This window comes from Streptomyces noursei ATCC 11455 (assembly GCF_001704275.1).
Lineage (GTDB): Bacteria > Actinomycetota > Actinomycetes > Streptomycetales > Streptomycetaceae > Streptomyces > Streptomyces noursei.
Genome location: NZ_CP011533.1, coordinates 4,776,502 through 4,793,551, shown reverse-complemented (window position 1 = coordinate 4,793,551; position 17,050 = coordinate 4,776,502). Strand labels below are relative to the sequence as shown.

16 protein-coding genes are annotated in these 17,050 nt (G+C 68.4%); 9 read left to right on the top strand and 7 right to left on the bottom strand.

All coding sequences use genetic code 11. The features are described 5' to 3' along the window. Positions 1–34: 34 nt before the first annotated feature. Entirely contained in the window at positions 35–1,117 is a 1,083-nt protein-coding gene (locus SNOUR_RS20230; protein WP_067349184.1) for an inositol-3-phosphate synthase, read from the bottom strand. A 59-nt stretch (positions 1,118–1,176) separates the two neighbouring features. Continuing rightward, positions 1,177–1,845 (bottom strand): PadR family transcriptional regulator, encoded by a 669-nt coding sequence (locus SNOUR_RS20225; RefSeq protein ID WP_067349181.1) that lies wholly within the window; start codon positions 1,843–1,845, stop codon positions 1,177–1,179. Between the two features lie 361 nt (positions 1,846–2,206). Between SNOUR_RS20225 and SNOUR_RS20220 the strand changes: the two genes are divergently transcribed. Both SNOUR_RS20220 and SNOUR_RS20215 read left to right on the top strand, forming a co-directional pair. Continuing rightward, a complete protein-coding gene (locus SNOUR_RS20220) occupies positions 2,207–4,855 on the top strand; it encodes a transglycosylase domain-containing protein (RefSeq protein ID WP_079142795.1) in 2,649 nt (882 codons plus the stop codon). 131 nt (positions 4,856–4,986) lie between these two features. Further along, on the top strand, positions 4,987–6,468 hold the full coding sequence (locus SNOUR_RS20215) for a glycosyltransferase family 87 protein (RefSeq protein ID WP_067349176.1): 1,482 nt from the start codon (positions 4,987–4,989) through the stop codon (positions 6,466–6,468). Positions 6,469–6,556: 88 nt separating this feature from the next. Here the strand turns inward: SNOUR_RS20215 and SNOUR_RS20210 are convergent, their stop codons facing one another. The 3 genes from SNOUR_RS20210 to SNOUR_RS20200 form a co-directional block, all read right to left on the bottom strand. Further along, the gene (locus tag SNOUR_RS20210; protein ID WP_067349173.1) at positions 6,557–7,588 is read right to left on the bottom strand and encodes an alanine racemase; all 1,032 of its coding nucleotides are present in this window, start codon (positions 7,586–7,588) and stop codon (positions 6,557–6,559) included. A 64-nt stretch (positions 7,589–7,652) separates the two neighbouring features. After that, positions 7,653–8,771 (bottom strand): lipid II:glycine glycyltransferase FemX, encoded by a 1,119-nt coding sequence (locus SNOUR_RS20205; protein WP_039634685.1) that lies wholly within the window; start codon positions 8,769–8,771, stop codon positions 7,653–7,655. Positions 8,772–8,899: 128 nt separating this feature from the next. Then, entirely contained in the window at positions 8,900–9,217 is a 318-nt protein-coding gene (locus tag SNOUR_RS20200; protein WP_067349171.1) for a hypothetical protein, read from the bottom strand. A 229-nt stretch (positions 9,218–9,446) separates the two neighbouring features. On the opposite strand from SNOUR_RS20200, the gene rpsF reads away from it, so the two are divergent. The 4 genes from rpsF to rplI all read left to right on the top strand — a co-directional run bounded on the left by rpsF (position 9,447) and on the right by rplI (position 11,241). Next, a complete protein-coding gene (gene rpsF, locus SNOUR_RS20195; RefSeq protein ID WP_018542659.1) occupies positions 9,447–9,737 on the top strand; it encodes a 30S ribosomal protein S6 in 291 nt (96 codons plus the stop codon). Positions 9,738–9,820: 83 nt separating this feature from the next. Then, on the top strand, positions 9,821–10,411 hold the full coding sequence (locus tag SNOUR_RS20190; protein ID WP_067349168.1) for a single-stranded DNA-binding protein: 591 nt from the start codon (positions 9,821–9,823) through the stop codon (positions 10,409–10,411). Positions 10,412–10,539: 128 nt separating this feature from the next. After that, positions 10,540–10,776: a 30S ribosomal protein S18 gene (rpsR, locus tag SNOUR_RS20185; RefSeq protein ID WP_003978893.1), complete on the top strand. Its 237-nt coding sequence runs from the start codon at positions 10,540–10,542 to the stop codon at positions 10,774–10,776. An 18-nt stretch (positions 10,777–10,794) separates the two neighbouring features. After that, positions 10,795–11,241, top strand: coding sequence for a 50S ribosomal protein L9 (rplI, locus tag SNOUR_RS20180; RefSeq protein ID WP_067349165.1), 447 nt, complete (start codon positions 10,795–10,797; stop codon positions 11,239–11,241). Between the two features lie 85 nt (positions 11,242–11,326). Here rplI and SNOUR_RS20175 read toward each other — a convergent pair whose 3' ends face one another. Next, on the bottom strand, positions 11,327–12,145 hold the full coding sequence (locus SNOUR_RS20175; RefSeq protein WP_312632889.1) for a trypsin-like serine peptidase: 819 nt from the start codon (positions 12,143–12,145) through the stop codon (positions 11,327–11,329). 88 nt (positions 12,146–12,233) lie between these two features. Next, positions 12,234–13,571, bottom strand: coding sequence for an MATE family efflux transporter (locus tag SNOUR_RS20170; RefSeq protein WP_067349159.1), 1,338 nt, complete (start codon positions 13,569–13,571; stop codon positions 12,234–12,236). A 459-nt stretch (positions 13,572–14,030) separates the two neighbouring features. On the opposite strand from SNOUR_RS20170, the gene dnaB reads away from it, so the two are divergent. From dnaB to SNOUR_RS20155, 3 genes are all read left to right on the top strand, one after another. Next, entirely contained in the window at positions 14,031–15,512 is a 1,482-nt protein-coding gene (gene dnaB, locus SNOUR_RS20165) for a replicative DNA helicase (RefSeq protein ID WP_079142794.1), read from the top strand. A gap of 83 nt (positions 15,513–15,595) precedes the next feature. Beyond that, positions 15,596–16,174, top strand: coding sequence for a TetR/AcrR family transcriptional regulator (locus tag SNOUR_RS20160; RefSeq protein ID WP_067358549.1), 579 nt, complete (start codon positions 15,596–15,598; stop codon positions 16,172–16,174). 88 nt (positions 16,175–16,262) lie between these two features. Further along, positions 16,263–17,045 carry an oxidoreductase gene (locus SNOUR_RS20155; protein ID WP_067349154.1) on the top strand — a complete coding sequence of 261 codons (783 nt, stop codon included), beginning with the start codon at positions 16,263–16,265 and terminating at the stop codon, positions 17,043–17,045. Positions 17,046–17,050 lie beyond the last annotated feature (5 nt).

Below are 17,050 nucleotides of genomic sequence, written 5' to 3'. Positions count from 1 at the left end.
CGGAGGCCGGCGGAGGGAGGGTGCGGGGAGCGGGTCAGCGCTCGACCTCGCCGCGGATGAACTTCTCGACGTTCTCCCGCGCCTCGTCGTCGAAGTACTGGACCGGCGGGGACTTCATGAAGTACGAGGACGCCGAGAGGATCGGGCCACCGATGCCGCGGTCCTTGGCGATCTTGGCGGCGCGCAGCGCGTCGATGATGACGCCCGCGGAGTTCGGGGAGTCCCAGACCTCGAGCTTGTACTCCAGGTTCAGCGGGACGTCACCGAAGGCGCGGCCTTCGAGGCGGACGTAGGCCCACTTGCGGTCGTCCAGCCAGGCCACGTAGTCGGACGGGCCGATGTGGACGTTCTTCTCGCCCAGCTCGCGGTCGGGGATCTGGGAGGTGACCGCCTGCGTCTTGGAGATCTTCTTGGACTCCAGGCGCTCGCGCTCGAGCATGTTCTTGAAGTCCATGTTGCCGCCGACGTTCAGCTGCATCGTGCGGTCGAGGATGACGCCGCGGTCCTCGAAGAGCTTGGCCATCACACGGTGCGTGATGGTGGCGCCGACCTGCGACTTGATGTCGTCACCGACGATCGGCACGCCGGCCTCGGTGAACTTGTCCGCCCACTCCTTGGTGCCGGCGATGAAGACCGGGAGGGCGTTGACGAACGCGACCTTGGCGTCGATGGCGCACTGGGCGTAGTACTTCGCCGCGTCCTCGGAGCCGACGGGGAGGTAGCAGACCAGGACGTCGACCTGCTTGTCCTTCAGGACCTGGACGACGTCGACCGGGGCCTCCGAGGACTCCTCGATCGTTTCCCGGTAGTACTTGCCCAGCCCGTCGAGGGTGTGGCCGCGCTGGACCTGGACACCGGTGTTCGGCACGTCGCAGATCTTGATGGTGTTGTTCTCGCTGGCGCCGATGGCGTCCGCGAGGTCCAGGCCGACCTTCTTGGCGTCGACGTCGAAGGCGGCCACGAACTCCACGTCACGGACGTGGTAGTCGCCGAACTGCACGTGCATGAGGCCGGGCACGCGGTTGTCCGGGTCGGCGTCCTTGTAGTACTCGACGCCCTGTACCAGCGAGGCGGCGCAGTTGCCCACGCCGACAATGGCTACGCGAACCGAACCCATTCCGGTTGCTCCCTGTGATCTCGATGAGGGCCTGCACGGCAGGGCCTCATGTGGTGGTGTCATTCGGACGGATCCAGCCGGGAACCGCCCCGGTGCCGGGGCGGGCCGCCCGTGTCTCCTGACTGGTTGTGCTCGTCCTGCGCTGCAGCTTCCGGTGCGCGCTGATCGCGCCCGGCGCGCTCACTCTCGATGAGCTCGTTCAGCCAACGGACTTCGCGCTCCACGGACTCCATGCCGTGCCGCTGCAGTTCGAGGGTGTAGTCGTCCAGCCGCTCGCGGGTCCTGGTCAGGGAGGTGCGCATTTTTTCCAGGCGCTCCTCCAGTCGACTGCGGCGGCCTTCCAGCACGCGCATCCGCACGTCCCGCGACGTCTGGCCGAAGAACGCGAAGCGGACACCGAAGTGTTCGTCCTCCCAGGCATCGGGACCGGAGAGGCTGAGCAGCTCTTCGAAGTGCTCTTTGCCCGCCGGGGTCAGCCGGTAGACGATCTTGGCTCGGCGTCCGGTCAACGCCGTGGCGGGAACATCCTCCGGGGCGCCGCTCGTTTCCTCCACCAACCAGCCGTTGGCGACCAGCGCCTTGAGGCAGGGATAGAGGGTGCCGTAGCTGAACGCGCGGAAGACCCCGAGCGAGGTGTTGAGCCGCTTCCGCAACTCGTAACCGTGCATCGGGGATTCCCGGAGGAGACCGAGGACGGCGAATTCGAGGATCCCCGAACGCCTGCTCATCCTCCGCCTCCTAGGCTCTGTGCGGTCTTTATCTCGTGCCGATGTATCGACTCGATACATCCAGACGATAGAACGGGGCCTTGGGCGGAACAAGTAGTCGGACGGTGAACGGCGTCACATCACTTATTCGTGCGATCCAACCTGACTGATTTGGAGTGAATTTCAACACTGGGCAGGTTTTGGCCGTGCGTAGTCTGTGCGGCATGCAGACTGCCGGGAACCGTGGGCCTATACGTGACGTCCCTGACCTCGGTGTAATGCGGCCCGCGCGTCAGGAGCGGGTCGTGCATCGGGGGGACCTGAAGAGAACTGCCGCCTTCAGGCGACGAGAGAGCGCGCCTGCCCAAGGAGTATTCGTTCCATGAGCGAGCACCGTCGCAAACCACCCCAGCCGCAAGGTGGCGGGCGTGCCGCTGCCAGACGCGCCGGACAACCTTCCGGACGTCGCGCTGCCCCTTCGCCGGGTGTTGGTGCCACGCCCCCGCCGCCGCAGCCGCGGCCGGGCGGGCGTGCCGAGGCCCGTCGGGCTGCCCAGCGAGGCGGTCGCCGGCGGGCTCCCGATGCTGCGGAGATGGCTTCCGGTGGCGGCGTCGGCCATGGCGGCGGGGGCCACCGTGGCGGAGGCGGTGGTGGTGGAGAAGGCGGCCGGGGCCGCGGTCGTGGCGGTGGCAATCCGCCCAAGAAGCGCTTCATCGACTACCCGCGCTCCAACCGCACCGGCTGGCGACGGTGGATGCCGTCCTGGAAACAGGTGGCCAGCATGTGCGTCGCGGTCGCCGGTCTGGTCGTCGGCGTGGCCGGCGTCGGTCTCGCGTTGGTGCAGGTGCCCGACGTGAACAAGGCCGCCATGTCGCAGAACAACGTCTACCTCTGGGCCGACGGCAAGGTCATGGCCCGTGACGGCGAGACCAACCGCCAGGTGGTCGGTATCAGCGAAATCCCGATGTCCATGCAGGAAGCGGTGATTTCGGCAGAGAACGCGTCTTTCCGGCAGGACCACGGCGTCGACCCCATGGGTATCCTCCGGGCCCTGCTCAACATGGCCCGGGGCGGCGACACCCAGGGTGGCTCGACCATCACTCAGCAGTACGTGAAGAACGCCATGCTGAGCCAGGAACAGACCGTGTCCCGGAAGTTCAAGGAACTCTTCATCTCGATCAAGGTCGGCTGGAAGCAGACGAAGCCCGAGATCCTCGCGGGCTACCTGAACACCAGCTACTTCGGTCGTGGTGCCTACGGGATCCAGGCCGCGGCCCAGGCGTACTACGGCAAGGACGCCTCGAAGTTGAACGCGAGCGAGTCGGCCTTCCTGGCCGCCACGCTCAAGGGCGCGAACCTTTACGACCCGGCGGGCGGCATAGGGGGGAACGCCACCCCGGCCCTGAACACCTCACGTGCCAAGGACCGTTGGGCGTGGATCCTCGACCGCATGGTGGAGAACCACCACCTGTCGTCGGCGGAGGCAGCCAAGTGGAAGGCCAAGGGCTTCCCGATGCCGCAGAAGCCCAAGGCGGGGGCCAGTAAGGGCGGCCAGATCGGCTATCTGATCGACGTCGCCAAGAAGTACGTCCTCAAGCACCGTTCGGACATCAGCGAGGCGCGCTTCGACAAGGGCGGCTACACGATCCGGACGACCTTCGACGAGAAGAAGACCAAGGAACTCGCCGCCGCGGTCAAGCAGGTCAACGACCGCTACATCAACCCGAAGTTGCGTCCGGAAAAGGACAAGTACGTCCAGTTCGGCGGTGCTTCGGTGGTGCCCGGAGACGGCAAGATCGTGGCTCTGTACGGCGGTGACGGCTACGACCAGGGGCACTTCAGCAACAACGCCGACACCTACGGCGTGCCGGTCGGCTCGACCTGGAAGCCGTTCGTCCTCGCCGCGGCGATGAAGTACGGGAAGGTCGGCGACGGTCAGGCGCTCTCGCCGGACAGCAAGTACAACGGCGACGACCACCTCAAGGTGAGGAAGCCGGACGGCACCTATGTCCTCAAGAAGGACAACACGCCCTTCTACCAGGTGAACGAGAGCGACCATCCCTGGGGCTACATCACCTTGCGGAAGGCGATGGAGCAGTCGGTCAACACCCCGTTCGTCCAGCTCGGCATGGACGTCGGGATGAACAAGGTGCGGGACATGGCGCAGACCGCGGGCATCGCGCCGAGCAGCTTCGACAGGAACCTCAACCCGTCCTTCGCACTGGGCACGTCCACGCCGAGCGCGATCCGGATGGCCGACGCCTACGCCACCTTCGCCGCCTCCGGCATGCAGGCGGAGCCCTACTCGGTGACCAAGGTGATCTCCGAGGGCAAGGAACTGGACGGCTTCGACAAGCCCTCGCCGCACTCGGCGATCGACCCGAACATCGCCAACAACGTCACCGACGTGCTGGAGAACGTGATCCAGAACGGTACGGGCAAGGCGGCCAAGAAGCTGGGGAAGCCGGCCGCGGGCAAGACGGGTACCACGGACGAGAACAAGTCGGCCTGGTTCGTCGGCTACACCAAGCAGCTGTCGACGGCCATCACCATGTTCCGTGAGGACGCGCAGAACCCGCGCCAGCTGTCCATGAACGGTGTCGGTGGTTTCGACTCGATCCACGGTGGTGCACTGCCGACCGAGGTGTGGACGCAGTACATGCTGCAGGCGATGGACGGTCTTCCCGCGACGGACTTCCCCGCGGCCCAGCCGATCGGGCAGGTCATCAACGAGACCGGTATGCCGTCGCCCACGCCGACGCCCACCCCGACCTTGGCGCCGCCGACCCCGTCGAGTACGCCCAGCACCTCGGCCTCCCCGACGCAGTCCCCGACTGCGACTCCGACCGAGACCTGCTCTCCCTGGGACGTCCGCTGCAAGAACCACGGCGGGCACAATGGTGGGGGCACCGGCGGTGGCCCCGGCGGACCCGGTGGTGACACCGGAGGGACGCCGCCGACCTCGCCCGACCCGACCAGCGGTGGGAGCACTGGCGGAGGAGGCATCTTCGGCGGGCCCACGGGCGGCTGATATCCGCTGAGCGTTTCACGTGAAACGACCGCCGTTTCACGTGAAACACGGCTCCACGAAGCCCCCGACCCGGTGCGACCGGGCGGGGGCTTCGTCGCGTTCGTCCCCGTCGCGTACGGCAGGATGGGGCCATGACGAGCCTGCGACAGGACGAGCCCGTGCGGCCGACGAGACGGGATGAGGTGGCCGCGGCCGGCAGCGAGCTGATCGGCGGGCCGATCGGCCGGCGCGCGCTGCTCGGGACGTACTGGCTGACGCCGGTGCGGGTCGTCGCGCTCGTCGCCATCGGCATGTTCGCGCTCGGCATGGTGCAGAAGCTGCCCTGCTACAACGGGGGTTGGTTCTTCGGTGCCACCAGCCAGTACATCCATGCCTGCTACTCGGACATTCCCCACCTCTACGCGGGCCGGGGCTTCGCCGACGGGCTGATTCCGTACTTCGACAAGCTCCCTGGCGATATGCAGTACCTGGAGTACCCGGTGCTGACCGGGTTCTTCATGGAGATCGCCTCCTGGGTGACGCCGCACGGCGGGGCGATCCAGGACCGGGAGCAGATCTACTGGCTGGTCAACGCCGGCATGCTGATGGTCTGCGCGGCCGTCATCGCGGTGTGCGTGGCCCGTACCCACCGCCGGCGCCCCTGGGACGGGCTGCTCGTGGCCCTGGCACCGGCCTTCGCCCTGACCGCGACCATCAACTGGGACCTGCTGGCGGTCGCGCTGACGGCCGCCGGGATGCTGCTGTGGTCACGCAGCCGACCGCTGGCGGCCGGCGTCCTGATCGGGCTGGCGACCGCGGCAAAGCTGTACCCGGTGCTGTTGCTGGGCCCGCTGCTGGTGCTGTGCTGGCGTGCGGGCACGTGGCGCGCGTACGGGCGGGCCGTCCTCGGTGCGGTGGTGTCCTGGCTGGTGGTGAACCTGCCGGTGATGCTCGTCCACGACGGGTCCGGGTTCCACATCCGGGAGGGCTGGGCGAAGTTCTACACCTTCAGCCAGGAGCGGCCCATCGACTTCGGTTCGATCTGGTTGCTGATCTCGCAACGCACCGGCAACCCGCTGGAGAATGCCAACCTCTACGCGTCGCTGCTGATGATCCTGGGCTGTGGCGGTCTCGCGCTGCTGACTCTCTACGCACCGCGCCGGCCCCGCTTCGCGCAACTCGCCTTCCTCGTCGTGGCGCTGTTCATCCTCACCAACAAGGTCTACTCGCCGCAGTACGTCCTCTGGCTGGTCCCGCTGGCGGCGTTGGCCCGCCCGCGCTGGCGGGACTTCTTGATCTGGCAGGGGTGCGAGGTCATGTACTTCCTGGGGATCTGGATGTACCTGGCCTACACCGGCAACGGCGACAAGCATCAGGGGCTGCCGCCCGAGGGCTATCAACTGGCCATCGCGCTGCACCTGCTCGGCACGCTCTACCTGTGCGCCGTGGTCGTCCGGGACATCCTGCTGCCGGAGCGCGATGTGGTCCGCAGGGACGGCGACGACGACCCGTCGGGGGGCGTCTTGGACCGGAGGCCCGACGCGTTCGTGCTCGGGCAGACGCACCGCGCGCCGCAGCACGCGGTGCACTTCGAAGGGGCGCCACGGGTGAGCTGGGGCGCCGTACGGGACTGAGCGGGACGCCAAAAAGCGCCGGGGCCCGGTGCAGCGGATCGTTCCGCTGCACCGGGCCCCGGACGTTGGTGGGCGCCGGCCGGTCGGCTCAGCGTTCCACGACGCGGTCGTACTGCGTGGTGGTGTGCCGCAGGTGGGCCACCAACTCCTCGCCCACCTTGGGCTCGGGGGCGTCCCCCGGGACGAACAGGATCGACACCTGCATGTGCGGGGGCTCGGCGAACCAGCGCTGCTTGCCGGCCCAGACGTACGGTGCGAGGTTGCGGTTGACGGTCGCCAGGCCGGCACGAGCCACGCCCTTGGCGCGCGGCATCACACCGTGCAGCGCCTTGGGCGACTCCAGGCCGACGCCGTGCGAGGTGCCACCGGCCACCACGACGAGGTAGCCGTCGGCGGTCGCCTTCTGCTGGCGGTAGCCGAACCGCTCGCCCTTGGCGACGCGGGTGACGTCGAGCACCGAGCCGCGGTACTCGGTGGCCTCGTGGTCGCCGAGCCACAGCCGCGTGCCGATCCGCGCGCGGAAGCGGGTCTGCGGGAACTGCTGCTGGAGGCGGGCGAACTCGTCGGGCTTGAGGTGGCTGACGAACATGGTGTGGAGCGGCAGGCGGTTGGCGCGCAGCGCGTCCATCCACCCGATGACCTCGTCGACCGAGTCGGAGCCGTCGGTGCGGTCCAGCGGGAGGTGGATCGCGAACCCCTCCAGCCGGACGTCCTCGATGGCCGCGGCGAGCTTCGGCAGGTCCTCCGGCTTGACGCCGTGCCGCTTCATGCTGCTCATGACCTCGATGACGACCCGGGCGCCGACCAGCCCGCCCACGCCTTCGACCGAGGAGACCGAGCGGATCGCCCGGTCGGGCAGCGGCACCGGCTCCTCGCCGTGCCGGAACGGGGTCAGGACCAGCAGATCGCCGCTGAAGAAGTCCTTGATCTGGGCTGCTTCGTAGGTCGTGCCGACCGCGAGGATGTCGGAGCCGAGCCGGGTGGCCTCCTCGGCGAGGCGCTCGTGGCCGAAGCCGTAGCCGTTGCCTTTGCAGACCGGGACCAGCCCGGGGAACTGCTGGAGAACGCTCTGTTGATGCGCCCGCCAGCGTGCGGTGTCGACGTAGAGGGTGAGCGCCATGGCCGGCCCGGAACCTTTCTCGTGGCTGGGGTGTGTCAGGAGTGCGGACGGTGCGGTGAAGCGGTCAGCGACGCGACATGTAGATGTCGAGCGCCTTGTGCAGGAGCTTGTTGAGTGGGAAGTCCCACTCACCGAGGTACTCCGCCGCCTGCCCGCCGGTGCCGACCTTGAACTGGATCAGACCGAAGAGGTGGTCGTTCTCGTCCAGCGAGTCGCTGATGCCGCGGAGGTCGTAGACGGAGGCGCCGGCCGCGTAGGAGTCCTGCAGCATGCGCCACTGCATCGCGTTGGAGGGCCGGACCTCGCGGCCGATGTTGTCCGAGGCGCCGTACGAGTACCAGACGTGCCCGCCGACGATGAGCATGGTCGCGGCGGAGAGGTTCACCCCGTTGTGGCGGGCGAAGTAGAGCCGCATGCGGTCGGGGTCCTCGGTGTTGAGGGCGGACCACATGCGCTGGAAGTAGCTGAGCGGACGCGGCCGGAACTGGTCGCGCTTCGCGGTGATCTCGTAGAGCCGCTGCCATTCGGCCAGGTCCTCGTAGCCGCCCTGGACGACCTCGACGCCGGCCTTCTCGGCCTTCTTGATGTTGCGGCGCCACAGCTGGTTGAAGCCCTTGTGGATCTCCTCCAGCGGGCGGTCGGCCAGCGGCACCTGGAAGACGTAGCGGGGCTGCACATCGCCGAAGCCGGCGCCGCCGTCCTCGCCCTGCTGCCAGCCCATGCGGCGCAGGCGGTCGGCGACCTCGAAGGCGCGCGGTTCGATGTGGCTGGCCTCGACGTCCCGCAGCCGCTTGACGTCGGGGTTCTGGATGCCGGCCTTGATCGCGGTGGAGTCCCAGCGGCGGATGATGACCGGCGGGCCCATCTTCACGGAGAAGGCGCCCTGCTGCTTGAGGTGGGCGAGCATCGGCCGCAGCCATTCCTCGAGATTCGGCGCGAACCAGTTGATGACCGGGCCCTCGGGGAGATAGGCCAGGTATCGCTTGATCTTGGGCAGCTGGCGGTACAGGACCAGCCCGGCGCCGACCAGCTCGCCGGACGCGTCGAACCAGCCCAGGCTCTCGGACCGCCACTCGGCCTTCACGTCCGCCCAGGCCGGGACCTGCATGTGGCTCGCCGCGGGCAGGCTCTGGATGTATGCCAGATGCTGCTCTCGACTGATGGTCCTCAGGGTCAGGCTCATGCGGGGCGCTCCTCGGCTGGTGTGTCCCCTTGGTCGGGGCTCCGGCTCTCGCGCCGAAGCCTACTGTGACCGGGGAGCGCCCCGTCTGGGCCGTACGGGACCGGGCCCCGTATGCCGTGGCGTGCGGGTTAGCCGAGGACGCCGCCGAAGAGCCCGCCGTGCGCCAGGCCGATGTAGAAGCCGACGCCCGATGCGCCGAGCCCGATGATCAACAGGAAGCGTTCCGCCGTCGTCGAGGAGATGTACTGGCCCCACAGGCCCGTGCCGATGCCGATCAGGCCCACCCATGAGCTGACCAGGTGCAGGCCGGGAGAGAGCGCGGTGAGGGCGGCAATCGCGCCGAACACCAAGGTCACGACCGCGAGGGTGTTCTCTACGGGATGGGGTTGGCCGTCGCTGTTGAGAATCGCGAGCAGATTCCGTTGGGTCCGTGCTGCCTGTGCCATGCGGCACCTCCACTGACAGGGCGGCGCACTGTAACGCCGCTCACACCCGTTGTGTTCCAGATTGGGGGGTCTGGTGGGCGGATTTCAACCGGAAGCGCGGAGGCAGGTAGTCTGTACGGTCTGCGCCCATGTCTGCCCGGACGCTCCGGCGGGCCGGGCGCGGAACGCATCACGACCCTCCTGCCACGGAACGACCGTGGCCGCTGAGTCCAAAGGAGGTGGGTTCACCATGCGTCACTACGAGGTGATGGTCATCCTCGACCCCGATCTGGAGGAGCGCGCTGTCGCCCCCCTGATCGAGAACTTCCTCTCCGTCGTCCGTGAGGGCAACGGAAAGGTGGAGAAGGTCGACACCTGGGGCCGTCGTCGTCTCTCGTACGAGATCAACAAGAAGCCCGAGGGCATCTACTCCGTCATCGACCTGCAGGCCGAGCCTGCGGTCGTCAAGGAGCTCGACCGTCAGATGAACCTGAACGAGTCGGTTCTTCGGACCAAGGTCCTCCGTCCCGAGACCCACTGAGCGCGTACGCGTCCAGCGGTAACCGGGTTCGAGTAGCAGCAACACCAGGCAGCCAGCAGCACACCCGCCGAGAGGTTCCCCTAATGGCAGGCGAGACCGTCATCACGGTCGTCGGCAATCTTGTCGACGACCCCGAGCTGCGCTTCACCCCGTCCGGTGCGGCGGTCGCGAAGTTCCGCGTCGCGTCCACTCCCCGCACCTTCGACCGCCAGACCAATGAGTGGAAGGACGGCGAGAGCCTGTTCCTGACCTGCTCGGTGTGGCGTCAGGCGGCGGAGAACGTCGCCGAGTCCCTTACGCGGGGCACCCGCGTGATCGTCCAGGGCCGCCTCAAGCAGCGGTCCTACGAGGATCGCGAGGGCGTGAAGCGCACGGTGTACGAGCTCGACGTCGAGGAAGTGGGCGCGAGCCTGCGGAACGCCACGGCGAAGGTCACCAAGACCGGCGGTCGTGGTGGCCAGGGCGGTGGCGGCTTCGGCGGCGGTCAGGGCGGCGGCCAGCAGGGCGGCGGCTGGGGCGGTGGCCCCGGCGGCGGTCAGCAGGGCGGCGGCGCTCCGGCCGACGACCCGTGGGCGACCGGCGGTCCTTCCGGCGGTGGCCAGGGTGGCGGCGGTGGCTGGGGCGGCGGCTCCGGCGGCTCCGGCGGCGGCTACTCGGACGAGCCGCCCTTCTAGGTCCGGGCGACGGGTTCTTCCACCGAGGTTTCACGTGAAACGGCACGTTTCACGTGAAACGAGGTCGGGGAGCCGCCTGGGGCCTGAGGGCGTCAGCACATACTTCTTGAACTCACTGGAGAGAGACAATGGCGAAGCCGCCTGCTCGCAAGCCTAAGAAGAAGGTTTGCGTGTTCTGCAAGGAGAAGATCTCCTACGTCGACTACAAGGACACGAACCTGCTGCGGAAGTTCATCTCCGACCGCGGCAAGATCCGTGCCCGTCGTGTCACCGGCAACTGCACTCAGCACCAGCGTGACGTCGCCACGGCCGTGAAGAACAGCCGTGAGATGGCGCTGCTGCCCTACACGTCCACCGCGCGATAAGGGAAGGGTGACCGACCAATGAAGATCATCCTCACCCACGAGGTCTCCGGCCTCGGCACCGCCGGCGACGTCGTTGACGTCAAGGACGGGTACGCCCGCAACTACCTGGTTCCGCGCGGTTTCGCGATCCGCTGGACCAAGGGTGGCGAGAAGGACGTCGCGCAGATCCGCCGCGGTCGCAAGATCCGCGAGATCGCCACGATCGAGCAGGCCAACGAGGTCAAGGCTCAGCTCGAGGGCGTCAACGTGAAGCTGGCCGTTCGTGCCGGCGACGCGGGCCGTCTGTTCGGCTCCGTCACCCCGGCCGACGTCGCCTCGGCGATCAAGGCCGCCGGTGGTCCGGACGTCGACAAGCGTCGCGTTGAGCTCGGCACGCCGATCAAGACCCTGGGCGCGCACCAGGTCTCGGTGCGTCTGCACGCCGAGGTCGTTGCGAAGCTCGGCGTCGAGGTCATCGCCGCCTGAGCGTAGCTCGCAGCCGAACGCCGAAGGGCCGTACTCCCTCGTGGGGTACGGCCCTTCGCGTTGGGCGGGTGGCCAGGGGCGGGGGTCAGTCCTCGTCCTGGGCGCGCTTGTAGAGATTGGCGATGTCCTCGTCGAAGTAGGCGGCATAGGAGACGTCGTCCTCGTCGCCGCCGCCCTCGTGGCCGCCGAGGACGCCGATGACCGTGCCGGTGTGGCTCTTGGGGTCGTAGTCGGCCAGCCAGGGGCTGCCGCTGGTGCCGCCCTCGAAGTCGGTGCACTGGATGCGCATCTGGGTGTCGCTGAACTTCGTACTGCGGTTCTGGCAGGAGATCGGGGTGTCCCGGCTGGTGGGATAGCCGGTGATCTTGACTTCGTTGTCGAAGCCGCGGTCGATGCCTAGGGTGTTGCCGCCGAGGATGTCCTGGATCTCCTTGCCGTCCTTGGAGTCGAGGCTGAGGAAGGCGACGTCGAGGTCCTCGTCCTGAGACTTGGCCCAGCGGTCGTCGACCACGACCTTGTTGACCTTCCACAGGCCGGTGGGTTCGTCGCCGTTGCGGTAGTCGGGGGCGAAGACCAAGTCGTCCACCGGCTTGCCGGTGTCCGGGTCGAAGGCGCAGTGGGCCGCGGTGATCAGCATGTTCCGGCTCGGGCTCTGCACCACACTGGCGGTGCAGAAGTGGGCGCCGTGGTCGTCCTTCTCGAAGACGGTGCCGATCCGGGCGTTCTCCTCGGTCCTGCGCGGGGTGTAGGCGTTGCCGTCCTGAGGCACGGCGGTGGCCGAGGGCTCCTGGTCCTGGGGGGCGTGGCCGGACTCGCCGGACTTGCCGTAGCCGGTGTGGCCGCCGGTGGTTCTGCTCGGGTGAGTTTCCTCCGCTGCGTAGCCCACCACTGCGGCTGCCCCCACGATGACGAGCGTCAGGGGCAGGATCGATTTCCTGGCAAGCGAGCGCACAAGGTCATTATCTGCACGGGGGCCGGGTTCGGTAGGTGCTTCAGCGGGAGGCTCCGGTCACAATCCACCGTCCGGAGCGAGCGCGCAGCCAAAGCGTCAGCATCCGCACGGTCATCATCAGGGCCATGGCCCACCACAGCGCGACCAGACCGCCGCCCAGCGCCGGTACGGCGAGGGCCGCGGGGGCGAACACGGCCAGGGTCACCACCATGGCCCCGGCGAGGTACGGCCCGTCCCCCGCGCCCATGAGGACCCCGTCGAGGATGAAGACGATGCCGGCGACCGGCTGGGTGACCGCGACGACCAGAAGTGTGAGGAGCAGCGGGTGCCGGACATCGGGATCGGTGGTGAAGAGGGGGATGAACAGTGGCCGGGCGAGCACCACCAGCGCGCCGAGGACGATGCCGGAGACGATGCCCCACTGGACCATCCGGCGACAGGCTGCGCGGGCGCCGCCCCGGTCCCCGGCGCCGAGGTAGCGCCCGATGATGGCCTGGCCGGCGATGGCGATGGCGTCCAGGGCGAAGGACAGGAGCTGCCACAGGGACAGGACGATCTGGTGGGCGGCGACCTCGGCGTCGCCGAGCCGGGCGGCGACCGCGGTGGCGATCATCAGCACCGCACGCAGCGAGAGCGTACGGATCAGCAGGGGGACGCCGGCCTGGGCGCAGGCGCAGATCCCGGCGGCGTCCGGGCGGAGCGAGGCGCCGTGGCGACGGGCGCCGCGGATCACCACGGTGAGGTAGACGGCAGCCATGCCGCACTGGGCGATGACGGTGCCCCAGGCGGAGCCGGCGATGCCGAGTCCGGCGAGGTAGACCAGTCCGGCGTTGAGGGCGGCGTTGGCGGTGAAGCCGCCGATCGCGACGTACAGCGGGGTTCTGGTGTCCTGGAGGCCGCGGAGCACTCCGGTGGCGGCGAGGACGACCAGCATCGCGGGGATGCCGAGCGCGCTGATCCGCAGGTAGGTCGCGGCGTACGGGGCGGCGGCCGGGGAGGCGCCGAAGACGTCGACGAGCCAGGGGGCGGTGGGCAGGACGACGACGATGACGGCTGCGCCGAGCAGCAGGGCGAGCCAGATGCCGTCCATGCCCTGGCGTATCGCCGCGGGGAGGTCACCGGCGCCGACCCGGCGGGCGACCGCCGCGGTGGTGGCGTAGGCGAGGAAGACGAAGACGGAGACGGCGGTTGTGAGGAGGGCGGCGGCGACGCCGAGACCGGCGAGCTGGCGGGTGCCGAGGTGGCCGATGACGGCGCTGTCGACCATGACGAAGAGCGGCTCCGCGACGAGGGAGCCGAAGGCGGGCAGAGCCAGCGCGACGATCTCGCGGTCATGGCGGCGGAGAGCGCGCCGTGGTGTCGCGGGGGCCTGTGTCATGAGGGGCAATCTAATCGTCCACAGGTAATAGATGCAACTGTGTTGTGATCCTTACTTTGCGCTGCGTGGGGGTGTCTTCCGTGTGGCGTTCGCGGCGATCATGAACAGGTTGCCGAAGTTTTTCTCCCCCACAGCCTATGGATGAGAAAAGTGCAGGTCAGAGGGGTGTGGATGGCGTGATTGTGTGCTTGTCCACAGAGGTTTCCCCCAGGCCGTGCACAGGATCCGGGGACTTCTCCACAGCTATGGGCCAGTCATCCACATGGCCTGTGGATAACCAGATTGGCGGACGGTGCGCGCGGGCCTACCGTGGACCGGCGCCCGCCGCCCCGTTCCGGCCATGAGACCTGTCCGAACTCGACGCGCCGTAACCGGAGTCGGGCGTCTCGAATGTCAGGGCTGTGCCGTAGAAAGAACCGCACAGCAAGGTCCGCGTCGCGGACGGGAGGAGGAGCCGGGGTGAGTATTCCCGAGCCCATGGACGACCCCTGGGCGGACTCCGGTCCCAGCGACCTGCTGCCGGCCGCCCGCTCCCGTCGGGGCGATGGAAAGGGCCGGAGCCGGGGGGGCGACCGCCCGGACCGCGACGACGACGGCGGTGGTTCCTGGGCCGGTGGCTTCGAGCGGGTCCCGCCGCAGGATCTCGACGCCGAGCAGTCCGTGCTCGGCGGCATGCTGCTGTCCAAGGACGCCATCGCGGACGTCGTCGAGGTCCTCAAGGGCGAGGACTTCTACCGTCCCGCCCACGAGCTGGTCTTCCAGGCGATCCTCGACCTCTACGCCAAGGGCGAGCCGGCCGACCCGATCACCATCGCGGCCGAGCTCACCAAGCGCGGTGAGATCGCCCGGGTCGGCGGCGCCTCGTATCTGCACACCCTTGTTCAGTCCGTACCGACGGCCGCCAACGCCGAGTACTACGCCGAGATCGTCCACGAGCGGGCCGTGCTCCGCCGCCTCGTCGAGGCCGGCACCCGGATCACGCAGATGGGATACGCCGCCGACGGCGACGTCGACGAGATCGTCAACAAGGCCCAGGCGGAGATCTACGCCGTCACCGAGCAGCGGACCAGCGAGGACTATCTGCCGCTCGGCGACATCATGGAGGGCGCGCTCGACGAGATCGAGGCGATCGGCTCGCGGCAGGGCCAGATGACGGGCGTGCCGACCGGGTTCACCGATCTCGACGCGCTGACCAATGGTCTGCATCCGGGCCAGATGATCGTGATCGCGGCCCGTCCGGCCATGGGTAAGTCGACGCTCGCGCTGGACTTCGCGCGGGCCTGCTCGATCAAGAACAACCTGCCGAGCGTGATCTTCTCGCTCGAAATGGGGCGCAACGAGATCGCGATGCGTCTGCTGTCCGCGGAGGCGCGGGTGGCGCTGCACCACATGCGTTCCGGCAGCATGACCGACGACGACTGGACGCGGCTGGCGCGCCGCATGCCGGACGTCTCGGCGGCCCCGCTCTACATCGACGATTCGCCGAACCTCTCGATGATGGAGATCCGCGCCAAGTGCCGGCGGCTGAAGCAGCGGAACGAGCTGAAGCTGGTCGTCATCGACTACCTCCAGCTGATGCAGTCCGGCGGCTCCAAGCGCGCCGAGAGCCGTCAGCAGGAGGTCTCGGACATGTCCCGTAACCTCAAGCTGCTCGCCAAGGAGCTGGAGCTTCCGGTGATCGCGCTCTCGCAGCTGAACCGTGGTCCCGAGCAGCGTACGGACAAGAAGCCGATGGTCTCCGACCTGCGTGAATCCGGTTCCATCGAGCAGGACGCCGACATGGTCATCCTGTTGCACCGCGAGGACGCCTACGAGAAGGAGTCGCCGCGGGCCGGTGAGGCCGACCTGATCGTGGCGAAGCACCGTAACGGCCCCACGGCGACGATCACCGTGGCGTTCCAGGGCCACTACTCGCGCTTCGTGGACATGGCGCAGACCTGAGCCGAGCGGGGAGCTCCTCGTGGGGAGTACGGGCCTGATCTATTTTTGACCTCGGGGTCAAGAATGGTGCTACTGTGCTGCACATGGGAAGGCCGAAGCAGTTCGATCCGGACGCCGCCGTCGAGCAGGCCATGCAGGTGTTCTGGCGCAAGGGGTACGCCGCCACGACGCCGCAGGACCTCGTCGACGCGCTCGGTATCGGCAAGGGCAGTCTCTACAACGCGTTCGGCAGCAAACACGCGCTGTTCGAGCGGGCGTTGGTGCGCTACCGGGACGGCCAGGCGCAGGCCCTGATCGACCTGCTGGAGCGGTCCGGGCCGGTGAAGGACCGGCTGCGCGACGCGTTGCGCCTTCTCGTGGAGCTGGACCTCGGTGATCCGGACCGACGTGGCTGTCTGGCCGTCAACACCGCGGCGGAGCGCGCGATGACCGACGAGGCCGCGACCGAGCTGGTCCGCCGGATGTTCGACCGGACCGAGGGTGCGTTCCGTGCGCTGATCGAGGAGGGGCAACGGGCGGGTGAGGTCGCGTCCGACCGCGACGCCCGGGCGATCGGGAGCCAGTTGTTGGCGACCGCCGTCGGCCTCCGGCTGCTGGCCCGGGTCGCCGAGGGGCCGGACCGGCTCTCCAGGGTGATCGAAGCGACCATCGACTCCCTCTGACCCGTTGGGACCTCCGGGTTTCCGCGGGTCCCGCGCTGCCCAAATTTTGTACCTACAGTTCAAGAATTGATGTCAGGATCGGAGTGTCATGCAGCTCAACCTCACCGACAAGACCGCCGTCGTCACCGGTGCCAGCCGCGGCATCGGACTGGCCACCGTCCGGGCGCTGATCGACGAGGGGGTGCGGGTCGTCGGAGCGGCCCGCACCCTCACCCCGGAGCTCAAGGAGAGCGGCGCCTTCGCGGTCTCCGCCGACCTGAGCACCGCCGACGGCGTCGCGACCCTGATGGACAGCGCCTTCGCGGAGCTGGGCGGGATCGACCTGCTGGTGAACAACGTCGGCGCCGGGGACGCCGTGGAGCCCGTCGGATTCATGGACACCGACGACGCCCAGTGGGGTGCCGTCTTCGACCTCAATCTGCTGAGCGCGGTCCGCGCCGCCCGCGCCGCGCTGCCCAGCCTGATCGAGCGCCGTGGTGCGATCGTCAACGTCTCCTCCATCAACTCCCGGCTGCCCGCCGCCGGTCCGGTCGCCTACAGCGCGGCCAAGGCGGCCCTGGCCGCGGTCGGGAAGTCGCTGGCCGAGGAGTTCGGGCCGCAGGGCGTGCGCGTCAACACCGTCTCGCCGGGCGTCGTGCGGACGGCCATCTGGGAGGACCCGGAGAGCTTCGGCGGCAAGGTGGCGGCGAACGTCGGCGCGGAACACGCGGCGTTCCTCCGGCAGCTCCCGGAGGCGTTCGGGATCACCAGCGGGCGGATCACCGAACCGCGGGAGGTGGCGGCGCTGATCACCTTCCTGCTCTCCGACGTGGCCGGGAACATCACGGGCGCGGACTACGTCATCGACGGTGGCACGATCAAGACGCTCTGACGCGG